This window comes from Pseudomonas sp. MAG002Y (assembly GCF_019400845.1).
Taxonomy (GTDB): Bacteria; Pseudomonadota; Gammaproteobacteria; order Pseudomonadales; family Pseudomonadaceae; genus Chryseomonas; species Chryseomonas luteola.
Window position 1 is genome coordinate 470,717 of the sequence record NZ_WOEJ01000002.1, and the last position, 16,479, is coordinate 487,195.

At 54.2% G+C, this 16,479-nt stretch carries 15 protein-coding genes and 1 pseudogene; 5 read left to right on the forward strand and 11 right to left on the reverse strand.

The features are described from left to right. Positions 1–140 precede the first annotated feature (140 nt). Complete coding sequence (locus tag GM154_RS05085; protein ID WP_010795514.1) at positions 141–338, forward strand: heavy-metal-associated domain-containing protein; 198 nt, start codon at positions 141–143, stop codon at positions 336–338. Here the strand turns inward: GM154_RS05085 and GM154_RS05090 are convergent. Next, entirely contained in the window at positions 317–949 is a 633-nt protein-coding gene (locus tag GM154_RS05090) for a TetR family transcriptional regulator (RefSeq protein ID WP_010795513.1), read from the reverse strand. The two genes, GM154_RS05085 and GM154_RS05090, sit on opposite strands and share 22 nt — an antisense overlap. A 129-nt stretch (positions 950–1,078) precedes the next feature. On the opposite strand from GM154_RS05090, the gene GM154_RS05095 reads away from it, so the two are divergent. Then, positions 1,079–2,257 carry a Bcr/CflA family multidrug efflux MFS transporter gene (locus GM154_RS05095; RefSeq protein ID WP_219651178.1) on the forward strand — a complete coding sequence of 393 codons (1,179 nt, stop codon included), beginning with the start codon at positions 1,079–1,081 and terminating at the stop codon, positions 2,255–2,257. Positions 2,258–2,262: 5 nt separating this feature from the next. Here GM154_RS05095 and GM154_RS05100 read toward each other — a convergent pair whose 3' ends face one another. The 4 genes from GM154_RS05100 to GM154_RS05115 all read right to left on the reverse strand — a co-directional run bounded on the left by GM154_RS05100 (position 2,263) and on the right by GM154_RS05115 (position 7,217). Next, positions 2,263–2,433 (reverse strand): hypothetical protein, encoded by a 171-nt coding sequence (locus tag GM154_RS05100; protein WP_010795511.1) that lies wholly within the window; start codon positions 2,431–2,433, stop codon positions 2,263–2,265. A gap of 77 nt (positions 2,434–2,510) precedes the next feature. Continuing rightward, entirely contained in the window at positions 2,511–5,744 is a 3,234-nt protein-coding gene (locus GM154_RS05105) for an EAL domain-containing protein (RefSeq protein ID WP_219651179.1), read from the reverse strand. Between the two features lie 149 nt (positions 5,745–5,893). Further along, positions 5,894–6,913: a zinc-binding alcohol dehydrogenase family protein gene (locus tag GM154_RS05110; RefSeq protein ID WP_074822554.1), complete on the reverse strand. Its 1,020-nt coding sequence runs from the start codon at positions 6,911–6,913 to the stop codon at positions 5,894–5,896. 10 nt (positions 6,914–6,923) lie between these two features. Next, complete coding sequence (locus tag GM154_RS05115) at positions 6,924–7,217, reverse strand: putative quinol monooxygenase (protein WP_010795508.1); 294 nt, start codon at positions 7,215–7,217, stop codon at positions 6,924–6,926. 93 nt (positions 7,218–7,310) lie between these two features. Here GM154_RS05115 and GM154_RS05120 point away from each other — a divergent pair, with 93 nt between their 5' ends. Beyond that, positions 7,311–8,231, forward strand: coding sequence for a LysR family transcriptional regulator (locus GM154_RS05120; RefSeq protein ID WP_219651213.1), 921 nt, complete (start codon positions 7,311–7,313; stop codon positions 8,229–8,231). A gap of 7 nt (positions 8,232–8,238) precedes the next feature. On the opposite strand, the gene hisN is transcribed toward GM154_RS05120, so the two are convergent. Together hisN and GM154_RS05130 are read right to left on the reverse strand one after the other, a co-directional pair. After that, complete coding sequence (gene hisN, locus GM154_RS05125) at positions 8,239–9,030, reverse strand: histidinol-phosphatase (RefSeq protein ID WP_219651180.1); 792 nt, start codon at positions 9,028–9,030, stop codon at positions 8,239–8,241. 70 nt (positions 9,031–9,100) lie between these two features. Continuing rightward, complete coding sequence (locus GM154_RS05130) at positions 9,101–10,048, reverse strand: adenosine deaminase (protein ID WP_074822673.1); 948 nt, start codon at positions 10,046–10,048, stop codon at positions 9,101–9,103. A gap of 331 nt (positions 10,049–10,379) precedes the next feature. On the opposite strand from GM154_RS05130, the gene GM154_RS05135 reads away from it, so the two are divergent. Beyond that, complete coding sequence (locus GM154_RS05135) at positions 10,380–11,483, forward strand: calcium:proton antiporter (protein WP_219651181.1); 1,104 nt, start codon at positions 10,380–10,382, stop codon at positions 11,481–11,483. 382 nt (positions 11,484–11,865) lie between these two features. Here the strand turns inward: GM154_RS05135 and GM154_RS05140 are convergent, their stop codons facing one another. The 4 genes and pseudogenes from GM154_RS05140 to GM154_RS05155 all read right to left on the reverse strand — a co-directional run bounded on the left by GM154_RS05140 (position 11,866) and on the right by GM154_RS05155 (position 15,352). Continuing rightward, positions 11,866–13,074: an ammonium transporter gene (locus tag GM154_RS05140; protein ID WP_219651182.1), complete on the reverse strand. Its 1,209-nt coding sequence runs from the start codon at positions 13,072–13,074 to the stop codon at positions 11,866–11,868. Between the two features lie 261 nt (positions 13,075–13,335). Next, on the reverse strand, positions 13,336–13,926 hold the full coding sequence (locus tag GM154_RS05145) for a YigZ family protein (protein WP_219651183.1): 591 nt from the start codon (positions 13,924–13,926) through the stop codon (positions 13,336–13,338). Then, positions 13,923–14,488: pseudogene (locus GM154_RS05150) on the reverse strand (TetR family transcriptional regulator C-terminal domain-containing protein); the annotation flags it as partial. The pseudogene GM154_RS05150 and the gene GM154_RS05145, both read right to left, overlap by 4 nt. A gap of 66 nt (positions 14,489–14,554) precedes the next feature. Next, positions 14,555–15,352 carry an outer membrane protein OmpK gene (locus tag GM154_RS05155; RefSeq protein ID WP_010795500.1) on the reverse strand — a complete coding sequence of 266 codons (798 nt, stop codon included), beginning with the start codon at positions 15,350–15,352 and terminating at the stop codon, positions 14,555–14,557. Positions 15,353–15,670: 318 nt separating this feature from the next. On the opposite strand from GM154_RS05155, the gene GM154_RS05160 reads away from it, so the two are divergent. Next, positions 15,671–16,072 (forward strand): hypothetical protein, encoded by a 402-nt coding sequence (locus GM154_RS05160; RefSeq protein WP_010795499.1) that lies wholly within the window; start codon positions 15,671–15,673, stop codon positions 16,070–16,072. Positions 16,073–16,479: the final 407 nt, after the last annotated feature.

Here is a 16,479-nt window from a genome sequence, read left to right on the forward strand (position 1 = left end):
TGGTGATAGGCCGTTCTTCCGAAAGGGCAAGGCGACCTTTCGCAATAATAGGTGACTTACCGTGCTAACAGAAGCTGTCGGACTTGACCTTGACCTCGTGGGAAGGTTGAGAATGAAATTTTCCCGTCAGGAGATACACCATGCATACCTTTAATGTACAAGGCATGAGCTGTGGCCACTGCGTCAAGGCGGTTACCCAGGCGATCACCGCATTGGACGCATCGGCCAGGGTCGACGTGGATCTGCCAACCGGCAAAGTCACGGTAGACAGTCGCGAAGCTCCCGAGCCGCTGCTGGAGGCGATTCGCGAAGAAGGTTATTCCGCTGAAATCGCCTGATCCCAGTCCCGCACCAGGCCCCGGAAGAGGATATCGAACATTGCGGTCGAATCCTTGACCGGGTCAAACAGGCCGGGGTCGCGCAGCCAGTCGCTGATCAGGCCAATGAACATCGAATGCACGGCAAAGGCAGCCATGCGAGGCGTGACGCCCGGTTGCAGCCGCTTTTCCTGATGCTTCCATAGCTGCTCGCACAAACCTATGAACTGTGAAATAAAGGCGTTATTGCGCTCCTCGGCCTCCCGTAACTCGTCGGTAAATTCACAGCGATGCAGCAAAATGGTCATGACCCGGCGACTGCGCTCATCCTGAGTCAGCCGGTGCATGCCGTTCACACAGACATCTTTCAAGGAAATAATCGGATCTCGTCCCTGACAACCGCAGAGTTGCTGATTAAGCACTTCCATGGGGGTACGAACCTCGTTGAGCATCTCATGGAACAGATGTGCCTTGTTCTGGAAGTGCCAATACACAGCGCCACGTGTGACTCCGCATTCACGAGCTATCATCTCAAGGCTAGTATGCGCCACGCCATTGGCGAGAAAGAGCTGTTCAGCGGCCTCAATGATGTCGCGTCGGGTCTGCTCGGCTTCTTCTTTGGTTCTGCGCATAAGGTTCGTATGAAAATCAAGGATTAAAACGATAGTTTAACGGTTGGCCGTGTATTTACAAACATTGTTGTATGTAACAGCATGGCAGTTCATCGCTTTTGGGCCGCTGGCCCCCTCCGGATCTCCTCAATGACATTTCGCATTTTGTTAATGCTGGGTGCGCTCAGCGCGTTTGCGCCGTTTGCCATCGATATGTACCTGCCGTCTTTCCCGTCACTGGCAAAAGCCTTTTCAACGGATGTGGAACACGTCCAGTTGAGCCTTTCGGCGTATTTCGCAGGCTTGTCCATTGGACAACTGTTCTACGGACCGCTGGCAGACCGGTTCGGCCGGCGTATACCGCTACTCACGGGTATCGTTCTGTTCACCCTTGCCTCATTGGCTTGTGCCATGGCGCCTACGCTGGAATGGCTGATTGCAGCGCGTTTCGTTCAAGCATTAGGCGGTTGCGCAGGCATGGTGATTTCGCGTGCCGTAGTGCGTGACTTGTGCGATCCGATTCATGCTGCCAAGGCGTTTTCCCAGATCGTTCTGGTGACCGGGGTTGCGCCGATCCTCGCGCCAATTGGCGGAGGCTTCCTCCTCAATCATGTTGGCTGGCAAGCCATTTTCATCAGTTTGGTAGTCTTTGCCCTGCTATGTGGCAGCGCGGTTGCGCGCTGGCTACCAGAAACCCTGCCGCCCGAGGCACCGCGTCCATTGTTGCGCAACGCGCTGCGGCAATACTGGCAAATGTTGAGTGACAGGAACTTCATGGGGTTTGCGCTTATCGGCGGCATCTCCATGGCAGGCATGTTTGCGTATATCGCAGGCTCTCCGTTTGTGTTCATCAACCTGTACGGTGTACCGGCAGAGCATTTCGGCTGGGTGTTTGGTAGCAATGCGGCAGGATTCATCTTATTTAGTCAGATTAATGCGCGCCTTTTGAGCCGGCACGGCCCATCCTGGCTGCTGACAAGAGTCACGCGGTTTTACGGTGCGGCAAGCCTTGTGCTGCTCGCCATCGCGGCCTTTCAGCCCGCCATGTTGTGGTGGATCTGTGTGCCGCTGTTCTGCTGCATCGCCTCGTTGGGCGGCATCATTCCCAACGCTTCGGCATGCGCAATGGCTGGTCAGGGGAGCAACGCAGGCAGTGCGTCTGCACTGTTGGGATGCCTGCAGTTTTCCATCGCGGCGTTATCGTCCGCGGCGGTAGGAATGCTGCATGACGGTACGGCACGGCCAATGGCAGCAATCATTGCGATCTGTGGCGTGGCAGCAGCGGTGCTGGCCTGGCTGACAACACGTACAAGGCCAACACCCCACTGATCCGATCAGGCCGGAAGGCTTTCCGGCAGCTTATGAGGGGCTTTCAATCGAGCATTGAGCTTGTCGACGTATGTACGCGCTTCGTCCTCGGTTCTAAAGGTGATGGCTTGATCATCCAGACGAACTTGCCAACTACTTTGAGGCGAGCGCGTCAACGGGCGGACTTCAATTTTCATTGCGTATTCCCCCTTCCCTCGGTTGTCGGTGGGCGCTTAGTGTAGACCTCACTTAGGTTACAGAAGCGTGACGTGGATCAATTTAGTGACCGGTGGTAATCGTAATACCATTTCTCAAACGCTTCCGGTGGAAGCGGAGGGCTGAACAGATACCCCTGGCATTGCTGACAGCCGAGTTTACGGATCACTTCAAGCTGTTCGTCGGTTTCAACACCTTCTGCCAGAACGTCCAAGTGCAGGCTGTGCCCCAAGGCAATAATGGCGGAAGCAATGGCCTGATTGCCATGTTCACCATTATCGGTACGGATATCGCGCATGAAGCTCTGGTCGATCTTGAGTTTATCCAGTGGGAAACGCCGCAGATAGGCAAGCGACGAGTAGCCAGTGCCAAAGTCATCGACTGCAATGCGCACCCCAAGCGCTTTTAGAGCCGCAAGGCTGGTCAATGCCATCTCGACATTTTCCATCAGCGTTCCCTCTGTGATTTCCAGCTCCAGCTTATTGGCAGGCAGATGTTGTCTATTCAGGGCTCTGGTAATGCGCTCAGCCAGATCGGCTTGGGCAAACTGCCTTGGAGACAAATTGACCGCGATGATGTCGAGTTCAATACCCTTGTCGAGCCACTCTCGAATTTGGTGGCAGGCTTGCTCTAGAATCCAGAAGCCCAGAGGGACGATCAGCCCGGTTTCCTCGGCCAGAGGAATAAAATCGGCTGGGGAGATCATTCCAAATTCCGGGTCACGCCAGCGCACCAACGCCTCTGCGCCAATGGGTTGGCCCGTTGCGACATCAATCAGGGGTTGGTAATACAAGACAAAATCGCAGCGTTGCAACGCTACGCGCAGGCGCGATTCCAAGCTTAACCGCCGACGAGCCTGCTCTGTCAACGCCTGTGTATAGAAGCGATAGGTGTCGCGGCCCTGATTTTTGGCCAAGTGCATGGCCGCATCTGCATTGCGAATCAATTCATCGGCAGTGGTGCCATCGCTGGGATAGACGCTGATACCCAGGCTCAAGCTAAGAAAGACCTCCTCGCCATCTTCCAGACGTAGCGGGGCTTCTAACAGCTGGCGCAGCGTTTGCGCCAGCGTCGCCACTTCATCGAGCCGTTCGAATTGCTCAAGGATGACCAGAAACTCATCTCCTCCAATGCGGGCCAGCGTATCCTCGGGTCTCAGGCCGGATCTGAGGGTATTGGCTACTGCGTTGATCAAATCATCCCCTGCGGGATGGCCATAACTTTCGTTAACAGTACGAAAATGGTCGAGATCAAGCAGCAGCACGGCCAGTTGACCCTCTCCCTGCAGCCGTTTCAAGGCATGATCCAGTCGGGTCCGGGCGAGCAGGCGGTTGGGCAGATCAGTCAGTGGATCGAAATGGGCCAAATGGGCCAGCCGTGCTTCGCTTTCCTTGAGTTGACTGGTATCGCTCAGCACCATGACGAACTGACGCTGGTCCCGCTGGCTAATCTGGCTGATGTTGAGCCAGCCGGGGAAGTTCATGCCGTTGGGACGGCGCCATAAGACCTCGCCTTCCCAGTGGCCTTCCTTCAGTAACGTGCGCCATAGGGTGCGATAGAAGTGATGATCCTGGCGGCCACTGAGCGGCAGCGGCAGTTTCTGACCCTGCAACTCCATGATGGAGCGAGCGCACAAGGCTTGAAAGGTTGGGTTAGCCATGAGGATACGGCGTCGCTGATCAAGCACCACAATACTGTCACGGCTGTTTTCGAAAAGAGCCGCCGCCTGACGCAGCGACTCCTCCTGAATCTTGCGCAGCGTTATATCCTCGATGACCGCAATGAAGTAGTGAGGCTCGCCCTGCGTGCCTCGAATCAGGGTAACGTTCAGATCGACCCAGATGACTTGGCCATCCCGACGCACATAGCGTTTTTCAAGCTCATAGCTATCCATTGTTCCGGCGAGCAGTTCGCGAATCCGCTCGTTACCGGAAGGCAAATCCTCGGAATAGGTAACATCATGAACCGTCAGGTTCCTTAATTCATCGTGCGAATATCCCACCATTTGGCACAGGTATCGATTGGCACGCATCCACTTGTAATCAAGCCCTACCAGAGCGATTCCGATGGCCGCATGTTCGAACGTGGCGCGGAAGCGGTGTTCAATCTCGTCCCGCTCTTGAGTATGACGCTGTTGCCGGATGGCCAGTGCGGCCAGGCGGGTAAATTCGTTGACCAGCGCAATGGTGGCCTGCTCGGGTGACGTGAGCGTGTGGTAATAGATGCCAAATACCCCAACAGCACTTTCGGTCTCATCACGAATCGGCAAGGACCAGCCGGAGCGGATATCGGCCTGTCGGGCAGCCTCGCGCAAACCTTCCCAGTTCGGGTCGTGCTCGATGTCCTGGCTGATGACCAGTCCGTTACGATAGACCGCTGCGCCACAGGTGCCTGAGTCTGGAGCAATAGGCGAGTCTTCCATTGCATTGATATACGCATCCGGCAGGCTTGGTGCTGCGCTGACGCGGAGTTTGTTTTGAGAATAATCCGCTAGCTGAATGATAACGCGCATTTCAGGGAATATATCCTCCAGACGCTTAGCAATACCCGTGAGGATGCTGCGTTTGGAATGCGCCAGCAGGAGCTCGTCGAGCACGGCATTGCGGGCGCGCTGTAAGGCGTCGGCCTGGAACTGATGATGGACATCAGTGAGAGTTCCCTGAAGACCCTTATCGATGACCTTGTGAATCCTGAACGAGACCCAGCGATGCGAGCCATCTGCCTGACACAGGCGCAGCGTGGCAGAGCAGTCTTGTCGCGTACCATCACGAAACTCATTAAGCATCTGGCGGATGGGCTGGCTTTCCTGGCTATGGAAACACTGGAAAACCGAAACGCCTATCGTCTGAGCGATGGGTTTGTTGGTCATCCGCTCCCAGGCAGAGCTGAGAAAGCGCCAATGCCCATCTATATCGACCAGAAAGGCCACAATCGGGAGATGATCGATTATATCCTGATAATGATGTGTTTCAGCGTGCGTCTGAGCAACAGGCTGAGGCGGGGAGGGATCATTGGCAGCCTGAGCAGTGGTATTTAATGTTTGTTGCAGTTGCTCTACGTGCCGCTGTAACTCATCAATCAGCTGTTGGCGCGCGTGCTGTTCTCGACGAACATAGAAGTAGAGCAGGACGGCAATGCCACAGACAAACAGAATGCCTTTGGTCGTTTGCAGGGCGCTAAGCGTACTGGCGTTGAATGACGCATGATCCAGAAGGTAGTCAGTGATCCCTACCCACGCAACCCCGATCAGGGCATACAGACCAGCCAAGCGAAATGGATGAAGTGTCCGCATCCGTGTCCCCATCGTTCGCACGAAGCGAAAGCTGATATCCACAGTGGACAGGGTAGCGTGTGACGAGGTTCACTGCCATGCCATTGGCCTGACGCTTGATAGCTCTCTGAAAGCAGCCCGGCAGCTTTTCACTACCGAGCTGCTGGCGATCAGAAGCCTTCCAATACGATCTTGCCCTTGGCCTTGCCGCTTTCCAGCAGAGCATGGGCACGACGCAGGTTCTCGGCGTTGATCTTTCCGTAATGCTCACCGAACGTCGTGCGCAGTACACCGCTATCGATCAGCTGAGCCACCTCGTTGAGCAGGTTATGCTGCTCCTGCATGTCCGGCGTCTCGTACAGCGAGCGGGTATACATCAGCTCCCAGTGCAGCGACAGGCTCTTGCGCTTGAGCGGTACGGCATCCAGCGACTCGGGGTCGTCGATCAGGCCGAGTTTGCCCTGAGGCATCAGAGACTCGATGATCTGCTCATAATGACGATCGGTCTGGGTCAGGCTCGCGACATAGGTAACCTGCGGAATGCCGATGCGCTTGAGCTCTTCGCTGAGCGGTTTGCTGTGATCGATCACATGATGCGCGCCGAGTTCGGTTACCCAGGCCTGCGTTTCAGGACGAGAAGCCGTACCGATGACGGTAAGCCCGGTCAACTGGCGAGCCAGTTGCGTCATGATAGAGCCTACGCCACCCGCAGCACCCACGATCAGCAGGGTTTCACCACGATCAGCCTTATCACGTGTGACACCCAGGCGGTCAAATAGCAGCTCCCATGCTGTAATGGAGGTCAATGGCAGCGCAGCCGCCTGAGCAAACGCCAGCGACTCAGGCATGCGACCTACGATACGCTCGTCAACCAGCTGAAACTCGCTATTGCTGCCCGGGCGCACCAGTGATCCGGCATACCAAACCCTATCGCCCGGCTTGAACAGGGTGACATCGCGGCCTACCGATTTGACGATGCCGGTCGCGTCCCAGCCCAGAATACGCGGTTGTGATTCATCGGCATGGGGTACGTAACCCTGGCGAACCTTGGTGTCTACCGGATTCACCGAGACAGCTTTGACTTCAACCAGCAGATCACGCGGGCCTGGGGTTGGCTCGGGAAGTTCGATGTCCTGCAGACTATCCGGGTTGTCGACAGGCAGGCACTTGTAATGTGCAACGACTTTCATGCTGTTTTCCTCAGGAAATACGGTACATCTTGGTCACACTGAATTTCTCAGCGGTACGCTCGATAACCGGTAATGCGGCCTGGAAGTGTGGTGTTGCCTCGTGCTGGGCCAGGGATGCTTCGTCACGCCATTGTTCGATCATGTGAAACGTGCGTGGCTGCTCGGCATCGCGATGGAAGTCATATTGGATACAGGCATCTTCTGCACGGCTCTGCGGCTGTAGGCCACGTAGGGCTTGTTCCAGTTCAGCTTCGGAACCCTCTTTGGCAACCAGGGTAGCAACCAGTGTCAGGGGAGTAGTCATCGTATTTCTCCTGTGAAATGCAGTAATGGTGTTCTCTTTCGCTGGATGATAAAAGCCGTTATAAAGCAAGGCTCTTTCAATAAAATTTTGAAAATGATCCGTCTGGCTGACTTGCAACTGTTTGTTAGGACTGTGGAATGCGCCAGTCTTTCCGCCGCTGCGCGAGAATTAGGTCTGTCTGCGGCAGTCGCAAGCGCGGCACTGAAGCGTCTGGAGGATGCGCTCGATACCAGGCTGCTGGCGCGCTCGACCCGAAGCCTTCGGCTAACCTCTGAAGGGCAGATGTATCTGGAGCACGCCCGACAAGCCTTACAGAGCCTTGAAGAAGGGCAGCGCCTGCTGGAAAGCGGCAAGGCTGGGATCAGGGGTGTGCTGCATCTGTCGGCACCTTCGGATCTGGGTCGCAATCATCTACTAGAATGGCTGGACGAATTTCAGGCGCTGCATCCTGAGGTAAGCTTTCAACTGCTTCTGTCCGATCACCTGAACGATCTGTTTCGTGAGTCTGTGGACATTGCCATCCGGTATGGCGCACCTGAAGATTCTTCTCTGGTGGCCTTGCCCCTCGCTCCGCTCAATCAACGTGTGCTGTGTGCGTCGCCTGCATACTTTCAACGACGAGGCCATCCTCAGCAGCCGGATGAACTGCGTCAGCATAATTGCCTCTGCTATATGCGTGGCTCCAGGGCTCATGATCGATGGGTATTCGATGATGGCAAGCGACAGATAACGGTCACCGTTCAGGGAGACCGCATAAGTGATGATGCCGATGTCATTCGACGCTGGGCCGTGGCCGGACAGGGACTGGTCTATAAGTCGTGGCTGGATGTCGCGAGTGATATCGAAGCGGGGCTACTGGAACTGGCGCTACCAGAGTGGCATGGCGAAGTAACGCCGCTTAACCTGCTCTGTCCACACCGCGCCCAACTATCGAGCGCTGTGACGCAATTGAGGGATCTGATCCGGCTGCATTGCCAGAGGCTTCTGGAAAAAGCCCCCTGGCAAGGCCGATAGGCAGAATTCAGGCGTAGGGAGCAAGCTGCTGAATGAGTTCGGCATGCAGCGTCTTGTCACCACAAGCGATGATTGCACCGCCATTCTGCGCGTCGCCACCGCTCCAGCTGGTCATCATACCGCCAGCGCCTTCGATGATCGGAATCAGCGCCTGGACATCATAGGGTTGCAGGCTCGCCTCGATAATGACATCCACAAAGCCCGACGCCAGCATGCAATAGGCGTAACAGTCACCACCGAAGCGGACCAGCTGAGCCTGTTCGGCAATGCGTTCAAAGGCTGCCAGACGCTCTGGTGTATCAAGGATCTGCGGGCTTGTACACATCACGCGGGCTTTGGAGAGGCTGGCACAGGCGCGGGTCTTTAGCGGGATACCATTGAGCCAGGCGCCTTCTGGTGTTCCGACAAAGCGCTCCCCTGTGAACGGCTGATTCATTACGCCGATGACGGGGCGAGAGCCATCGTTCAAGGCGATCAAGGTACCCCAGAGCGGTAGCCCGGTAATAAAGGCGCGCGTGCCATCGATAGGATCTAGCACCCAGGTCAGCGAACTGCTTCCGGTAACAGCATCTTCTTCTTCACCCAGAATACTGTGTTCTGGAAATTCGTTCAGGATCAACTCCCGCATGGCGCGCTCGGCGGCCTTGTCGGCCAGCGTGACGGGGTCGAATAGGCGACCGCCTTTGTCATCTACCTGAAGCTGCGAGCGGAAATACGGCTTGATAGCCACGGCGGCGGCATCGGCCAGGCGCTCGGCGAACTGTTGATACTGGGTCGTTTCAGCGGCATTCAAAGGCATTGAAGTTCTCGATGGCGATTACGGATAGCACAATGAAAACCGGCCGCACGAGAGCGACCGGTAGTACCTGTCAGACCAGTCGGGCGTCCAGGCTGTTCTGGGCCAGGCGCTTGGCCTGATCCTGAGTCATGCCCAGGCTTTCGTACAGTGCCATGAAGTTTTCGGTCACGTAACCGCCAAAATAGGCTGGATCGTCAGAGTTCACGGTTACTTTCAGGCCACGCTCAAGTAGTTTGAGAATGTTGTGCTGGCTCATGTCATCAAACACGCACAGCTTGGTGTTGGACAGCGGGCAGACCGTCAGCGGAATCTGCTGGTCAATCAGGCGGTGCAGCAGGCGCTCATCTTCGGCTGCACGGACGCCATGGTCGATACGGACCACATTCAGCAGATCCAGAGCTTCCCAGATGTACTCGGGCGGGCCTTCCTCGCCAGCATGTGCCACAGCAACAAAGCCTTCGCTGCGCGCGCGGTCGAAAACACGTTTGAACTTACTTGGTGGATGACCCATCTCGGAACTGTCCAGGCCAACCGCAATAAAGGCGTCACGGAAGGGAAGCGCCTGATCCAATGTCTTCTGGGCTTCGTCTTCAGACAGGTGACGCAGGAAGCTCAGGATCAAGCCGCTGGTTACACCCAGCTTCTGCTCGCCATCCTTGAGCGCCTGCTGGATACCGCGCAGGACTACTTCGAACGGAATACCACGGTCCGTATGTGTTTGCGGGTCGAAGAATGGTTCGGTATGAATGACGTTTTGTTCTTTGCACTTGAGCAGATAGGCCCACGTCAGGTCGTAAAAGTCTTCTTCAGTGCGCAGGACATTCGCGCCTTGGTAATACAGGTCCAGGAATTCCTGAAGGTTGTTGAAGGAGTAGGCTTTGCGCAGCGCCTCGACATTCTCGAAAGGCAGCTGGATGCCATGGCGCTCAGCCAGCTTGAACATGAGCTCGGGCTCGAGCGTGCCCTCCAGATGAAGATGAAGTTCGGCTTTGGGGAGGGCATTGAGCCAGTCGTACATGGTGGGATTACTCATTAACAGCGATTTGCCCGGAATTATGTCATGCCCACCGGCGCTGCGCAGGTCTTTACTGCCTGAGCGGGGCATTGAAGCAGGCAAAGCGCTATTAATGCCTGTGCAGAGCGTCAGGCCGACGCCTTGCAGTCTGGCAATCTCATAACCACCTCTGGTTTCTGGAAGAGGCCCAGGGGCACGAGAGCGTTTTAGCGGAGTGCAATGATTTTTTGCAGGCCGATGGCGAAATCACGCGCTGAAACATGTCGTAACCCTATGCCGTCAATTGGCTGGCCTTTCGCCGCATGAGGCGAGTCTTTCAAAGGATACGACTTACATGGTTTCAACATTGAAGGGCGAAGCATTCCTGCTGATCGCCATTGCGGCCGGCGTGCTGGCCTATGTCTTCGAGCATCAATTGGTAGGAAGCGGACAGACGATTGCCTTGGTCGGGGCGGTGGCTCTGATCGCAGCCATCATCTGCGCTGCCATGCGTGTTGCTCACCATGCAGAGGTGCTTGCTGAAAAAGTGGGTGATCCCTACGGTACGATGATCCTGACGCTTTCGGCGGTGCTGGTAGAAGTGATCATCCTAGCCATTATGATGGGGCACGATCACTCGCCGACCCTGGCGCGAGATACGATCTACGCAGCTGTTATTCTTGATATCAATGGACTGATCGGCTTGGCCGCTCTTCTTGGAGGGCTCAAGCATGGCGAGCAGCGCTACAATGATGATTCCAGTCGTAGTTATGGGGTAATGATCCTGACCGCAGTGAGTATCTCCATGCTGGTACCGGAATTCATCCCGGTCGAGCGCTGGCATGTCTACTCCGGCTTTACCATTATCGTAATGGTCTTGATGTATGCCCTGTTTTTGCGGATGCAGACTGGTCCCCATAGTTATTTCTTCAGCTACAACTATCCAGAAAAGAAGAAAAAGAAGCCTGCTGGTGACTCAACTGTCGTGGAGCACGAAGCGCCAGCGAATGCAGGGTTATCGGTTGGTCTGCTGATTGTAGGCGTGGTAGTGACAGGCGCATTGGCTGAAGTCATGTCAAAATCACTGGACGCTGGTCTTGAAGGGCTGCCGGTTCCGCCTATGGTGTCTGCCTTGGTGGTTGCTGTTATCTCAGCCAGTCCAGAGATTCTTACTGCTTTGCGTGCAGCTATGGCCAACCGCATGCAGTCTGTTATCAACATCGCGTTGGGAGCATCGCTTTCCACCGTTATTCTAACGGTGCCGGTTGTTGAGGCCATTGCACTTTATACCGGGCAGCCTATGCAAATGGCTATGACCCCAGTGCAGACTGTCATGATGGGTGTCACACTCATCATTGCTGCTATCAATCTCAATGACGGTGAGACCAATGCAATTGAAGGCATGACTCACTTTGTACTGTTCCTGACCTTTATTATGCTGACAATCATCGGTCTCTGATCCTGAGGGCGGGCATTGGTAATGCTTGCCCGCTCCATGCATCGTTCAGAAAGTGGCAACTTGAAAATTCAATGCACCTTATTTTCGGCCTGCCATATTCTTAGTAACAATTGGGATTACTAGACTCCTAATAAACGGCTAGGCAAGGGAAGGCCTGTAGGCCATTAGCACTAGGGTAGGGCTGAAAATCTACAGGGGAGCAAGATAAAGGAGCAATCCGTCATGGAGTGATCAAAAAGTGATCAATTTTCCCTGAGCCGCGCAACATATGCGTTTGGCACATGTATCCTTGGCTTATCCACAGCCCCATCCACGTTAAGTGTGAGCAAGTCGAGCCTCTCAACGCGCCTGCTAATCCTATACACGCTTTGAAATCAAGCACTTATTCTGGATTGGTAGCAGAAATCCTGTGGATGGATAAGTCCGCTCCGTAATACTCCTCCTCTTGCGTCAGACGCAGACCAAGCACTTTCTTGATGACGCCATAAACGATTAGTCCGCCTGCCAGTGCAATCGCTACGCCCATACATGTGCCAATCAGCTGGCTGACAAGGCTTACGCCTCCACGGCCTTCCAGCATAGGTTGCCCGAAGATGCCACATGCGATACCACCCCAGACGCCGCATAGGCCGTGCAAAGGCCAGACGCCCAGAACGTCATCGATTTTCCATTTTACCTGGGTGGCAGTGAATGCCCATACAAAGAGCCCTCCAGCAACCAAGCCTGTTGCCAATGCACCAATAGGATGCATCAAATCCGAACCGGCACAAACTGCAACCAGCCCAGCTAACGGACCGTTGTGTAGAAAACCTGGATCGTTTCGCCCAAAGATAAGCGACGCCACGACACCGCCTACCATGGCCATCAACGAATTTACGGCAACCAGACCGCTCACGCCGTCCAGTGTCTGAGCGCTCATGACATTAAAGCCAAACCAGCCAATAATCAGAATCCATGAGCCAAGTGCGAGGAAAGGAATATTGGAGGGAGGGAACGCCACCAGCCGCCCATCGCGATAACGACCGTTACGGCGGCCGAGTAACAGGACGGCTCCCAATGCAAGCCAACCCCCAACGGCGTGCACCACAACCGATCCGGCAAAGTCATGAAACTTCGCGCCAAAAGAGGCTTCAAGCCACGCTTGTAGGCCGTGGTTGTTATTCCAGACGATTCCCTCAAAAAACGGATAGATAAAAGCCACGATTAGAGCCGTTGCGCAGAGCTGTGGTGCAAACCGTGCCCGCTCAGCAATACCGCCAGAAATAATCGCCGGAATAGCGGCTGCAAATGTCAGCAGAAAGAAAAACTTCACCAAGGCGTAGCCGTTATCGGCCATTAGCGCTTCAGCCGGGCCAAAGAAGTTGACGCCATAGGCACTCCAATACCCGATAAAAAAATAAGCCAGGGTAGAAATGGCGAAGTCGGCTAGTATTTTTGATAGCGCATTTACTTGGTTTTTCTGGCGAACCGTGCCTACTTCCAAAAAGGCAAAACCAGCATGCATGGCTAGAACCATGACAGCGCCTACCAGAATGAATAATGTGTTGGATCCGTGGATCAGAATGCTTACGGCGCTTTGCAGTTCGTTCATGATTGGCAGTTACACAAGAATGAATAACGGCACCAAAAGCAGTCAGTATTCAAGGTCGGCGCACTGAAATGGCGCATTTTGCCTGACGTGATTTACATGCTTTGATGTTAGGTGCAGATGTTAAATGGCAGAGAAGACGAGCCCGCAAGCCTTAATTGCACGCTTGCAGAGCAGGGTCTCTCTCCTGCGCACCATAAGGCAGCAATTCTTGTGCCGTTCGAAGCGGTGAAGAGCGAAGCTATACGCTTCGCTTGGGTAGTCTTATTCCTGGATACGGTGCAACACTATGCGGCCCCGGCTAACATCTGCCAGAAAGCGCTCTAGAGGAGAAAGACGCTCTTCCGGCAAAGCCAGGCGAATATCGACACCCGAGGCACCGAATGCTTTGTCGTCTAGAAGAGCATCAAACTCATGTAGTCTGGATTCGAGCAGGGGAAGCTCAGAATAAGTGCAGTGGCAGGCCACCAGAACTCGAGGTACCAACTCCACACGCTCAGCCTGTTGAAGGCATTTGGCAGCACAGCCTCCATATGCACGCACCAATCCACCTGTCCCCAGCTTTATGCCACCGAACCAGCGTGTTACCACTACAACCACACGGTCACAGTTCTGCCCTTCGATGGCCGTTAGGATGGGGCGGCCGGCAGTCCCGCCAGGCTCGCCGTCATCGTTGAAGCGATATTGTTGGCCAAGCTTCCAGGCCCAACAATTGTGAGTAGCGCCAGGGTCGCTGACCCGGTCAATAAAAGTCTGCGCATCGGCAGCACTTGAAATAGGCGCAGCAAAGGCCTGAAAGCGACTCTTGCGGATCTCTTCCTGAAACACCGCTTCAACTAATAGTGTTTCGCTCATATGCGAGCCGGCAGCTGAAGGCTACAGCCCTTGAATATGATATGAGTCAACGTATGGGTCGCTGCCTCGAAATCCTGGTCAGTCAATTGGTTGCGTCCTGTCACATGGCAGAGTCGGCTGGAAAAGTCAGCATAGTGCTAAGTGCTGCCCCGTAACACGAAAATAAGATGTACAGGGTCAACGGGATCCATTTTGCCGTGTTTGATCCATGCTTCAAAGACAGCTGCCCGCTGCCTAAACCAGTTCCGGTAGTCGTGATCGAAATATTCATACAGGCAAGTACCGTCACCAACAATTTCCATGGCAAAAATATGCGAGGCTAGAAAGTACGGCCGAGAAAGCGTCATTTTGGCTTGAATGTAGCGAGCCAATGCTTCAGCAGGATCTTCTTCAAACGTAGGCGTGTTAAGTGTACTGCCAGAGCTCAAGGATATTGGCCAGCAGAGCCATATGAAGTCTAACGTGTGAAGCAGTAATGTACGTTGGCCTTGAGCAAGCCAACCCGCTGGGCAATGGTATTAACGAAGCCAGTCAGGGCTTCAGGAGTGCCGTGTTTCGAGAACGGCGCTTGATAAAATGAGTAGCATAAGCAGGCGCAGCGCATCAAATAGGCGCTGCGCCTAAGCTCTTAGAAATGATATTTGGCTATTACGCTAAAAGTATTCTGGTCCGTGCGAAAAGCGTGGCTGTCTTTGATGCCGTATTTGTCAGACCAGTAATCGTACTCCACCCCTACATACATATGCTTGGCTTCGTAGCCCATCGCCTTGCCAAGGTCATATTTGATCTGTGGGTTGAAGTGGAAATTGGCGTGATAGCTGCGACTAGGAGTTTTGTTATCGTTTCTATTATTGACGACCCAGTCGATGTAGCCGTCAAACAGGATATCTGAAGTCCCCGCCGGCAAAGTAATGGACCATGCGGGCGTAACCTGCCAGGCGCCTGAGCGAACCCGGCTACCTTCAGGCTTGCGATAGTAGAAGTTCAGAGTAAAGAAATTGAAGCCGGGCACCTTCAGATCGAAACCAGGGCCGATCAGGTAGCTATCGACATCACCTTCACCAAACTCATAGGTAGTGGCCAGCAGCACATCAGTGATCGGGCCAAGCTCTAATTTGGTACCCGTCAGCTTACCCAGCGAGAAGCGAGGGCTGAATTCGCCATAGTAACTGTGATGGCCATTGGCGTTGGCGCGCCCGACACCGTTGTACCAGCTGTTATCGACAAAAAACCAGATATCGCCCCATGACCAGTCACTGGCATGTTCAAAGGTGATCGTTTGCTGGGTATCAGGATCAACCTTGTAATTTTGCCCGTATAGGTAGGTAAGGCTATTGTCCTGCCAATGTAACATGCCATCAGCCATAGCATTTCCTGTTAACAACAGGCCGCTGGCTAATACAACGGAAGAAAGGGCGCGGCTCATTGTCTGCTCCTAGAGAAAAGTCGTTCTTTAGTAATAAACGCTCCAAACCTGTCCGCTCGGTTAGGCTTTTCCCCGTTTAGCAAGAACAGAGCCAAGGTTTGGGCGGCGGCATTCTACAGAGGTCTAAGCCAAGCGAAAGGGCTTTTTGAGTCAATCAGGTAAGCGGTAGGTAAGGCCGACAGGTAGGCTTTTCGCCGTGCAAAAAAATGAGCACCGTGTAATAAGAATTCGGGCGCTTTGTCGATATAAAGGAAAGGCTCTGTTCCACGCTTGAGCAGAGCAGAACATCATCACCACAGGTGAGCAGGAGAAACCAACATGCGGCATCCCCTAAAGCTGTTAGCAGGCATTCTGGCGTTTCACGCTAGCGTCACCTGTGCCCAGACCATTAATAGCCCGGGCGCTGCAGGCGGCTCTCCTTCAGTCTTGATGATTACTCGAGGGGATACAGCCACTACATCTGCCTGTGATGTTGGCATTTACCTTAAGAATGAGCTGGCCGCCCGTTTGATGGCTGGCGAAAGCGTATCCTTTAACCTGCCGCCGGGCGAAACCACTGTTACGCTGCGTTCGCTGGGTGCTGGCTATTGCTCTGCTCCAATGGCTTCTATAAAGAGTCAGTCATTGTTGCTTGCACCCGGAGAGATAAAGCAATACCGCGTCGTCCAAAGTGAGCAGGGCTACTTTCTGGCGCCTGTCGATCTCTATCAAGATCGATAAAGGTTGATTACAGATATATTTCAAATAAAGCTTGACCTGTGAGCGGAGGGGCCTATAATGCGCCCACTTCCGCTGCAACGGAACAGCAAAAAGCCTTGTAGATCAATAGCTTAGCTGTTTAGTCAGGGCCAGGCCTCCGGTCTGGCAGAAGCGGAAAGAGGGAAGCGGTAGTTGACAAGCCCCTGGGTTTGTGTAGAATACGCCTCCCGCTGCCAGAACAGGTTTCCTGATCCGGCAGGTCCGGCAAGCAGTTCAGCAGGTTAGATCGATTGAACAAAATGCTTGACAGGACAAGAGGTTAGCGTAGAATGCGCGCCTCGGTTGAGACAGAGGTCTTAACCAACCGCTCTTTAACAAGTTGAATCAAGCAATTCGTGTGGGTGCTTGTGCTGTAAGACTGATGGATC

What these genes read in the sequence shown, in the direction of transcription:
- GM154_RS05130 (WP_074822673.1), bottom strand. Translation starts at nt 10,048, where the DNA reads ATGTACGACTGGCTCAATGCCCTCCCCAAAGCCGAACTTCATCTTCAT.
- hisN (WP_219651180.1), bottom strand. Translation starts at nt 9,030, where the DNA reads ATGCCTTTGAATGCCGCTGAAACGACCCAGTATCAACAGTTCGCCGAG.
- GM154_RS05115 (WP_010795508.1), bottom strand. Translation starts at nt 7,217, where the DNA reads ATGACTACTCCCCTGACACTGGTTGCTACCCTGGTTGCCAAAGAGGGT.
- GM154_RS05120 (WP_219651213.1), top strand. Translation starts at nt 7,311, where the DNA reads ATGATCCGTCTGGCTGACTTGCAACTGTTTGTTAGGACTGTGGAATGC.
- GM154_RS05085 (WP_010795514.1), top strand. Translation starts at nt 141, where the DNA reads ATGCATACCTTTAATGTACAAGGCATGAGCTGTGGCCACTGCGTCAAG.
- GM154_RS05140 (WP_219651182.1), bottom strand. Translation starts at nt 13,074, where the DNA reads ATGAACGAACTGCAAAGCGCCGTAAGCATTCTGATCCACGGATCCAAC.
- GM154_RS05100 (WP_010795511.1), bottom strand. Translation starts at nt 2,433, where the DNA reads ATGAAAATTGAAGTCCGCCCGTTGACGCGCTCGCCTCAAAGTAGTTGG.
- GM154_RS05105 (WP_219651179.1), bottom strand. Translation starts at nt 5,744, where the DNA reads ATGCGGACACTTCATCCATTTCGCTTGGCTGGTCTGTATGCCCTGATC.
- GM154_RS05160 (WP_010795499.1), top strand. Translation starts at nt 15,671, where the DNA reads ATGCGGCATCCCCTAAAGCTGTTAGCAGGCATTCTGGCGTTTCACGCT.
- GM154_RS05110 (WP_074822554.1), bottom strand. Translation starts at nt 6,913, where the DNA reads ATGAAAGTCGTTGCACATTACAAGTGCCTGCCTGTCGACAACCCGGAT.
- GM154_RS05145 (WP_219651183.1), bottom strand. Translation starts at nt 13,926, where the DNA reads ATGAGCGAAACACTATTAGTTGAAGCGGTGTTTCAGGAAGAGATCCGC.
- GM154_RS05095 (WP_219651178.1), top strand. Translation starts at nt 1,079, where the DNA reads ATGACATTTCGCATTTTGTTAATGCTGGGTGCGCTCAGCGCGTTTGCG.
- GM154_RS05155 (WP_010795500.1), bottom strand. Translation starts at nt 15,352, where the DNA reads ATGAGCCGCGCCCTTTCTTCCGTTGTATTAGCCAGCGGCCTGTTGTTA.
- GM154_RS05090 (WP_010795513.1), bottom strand. Translation starts at nt 949, where the DNA reads ATGCGCAGAACCAAAGAAGAAGCCGAGCAGACCCGACGCGACATCATT.
- GM154_RS05135 (WP_219651181.1), top strand. Translation starts at nt 10,380, where the DNA reads ATGGTTTCAACATTGAAGGGCGAAGCATTCCTGCTGATCGCCATTGCG.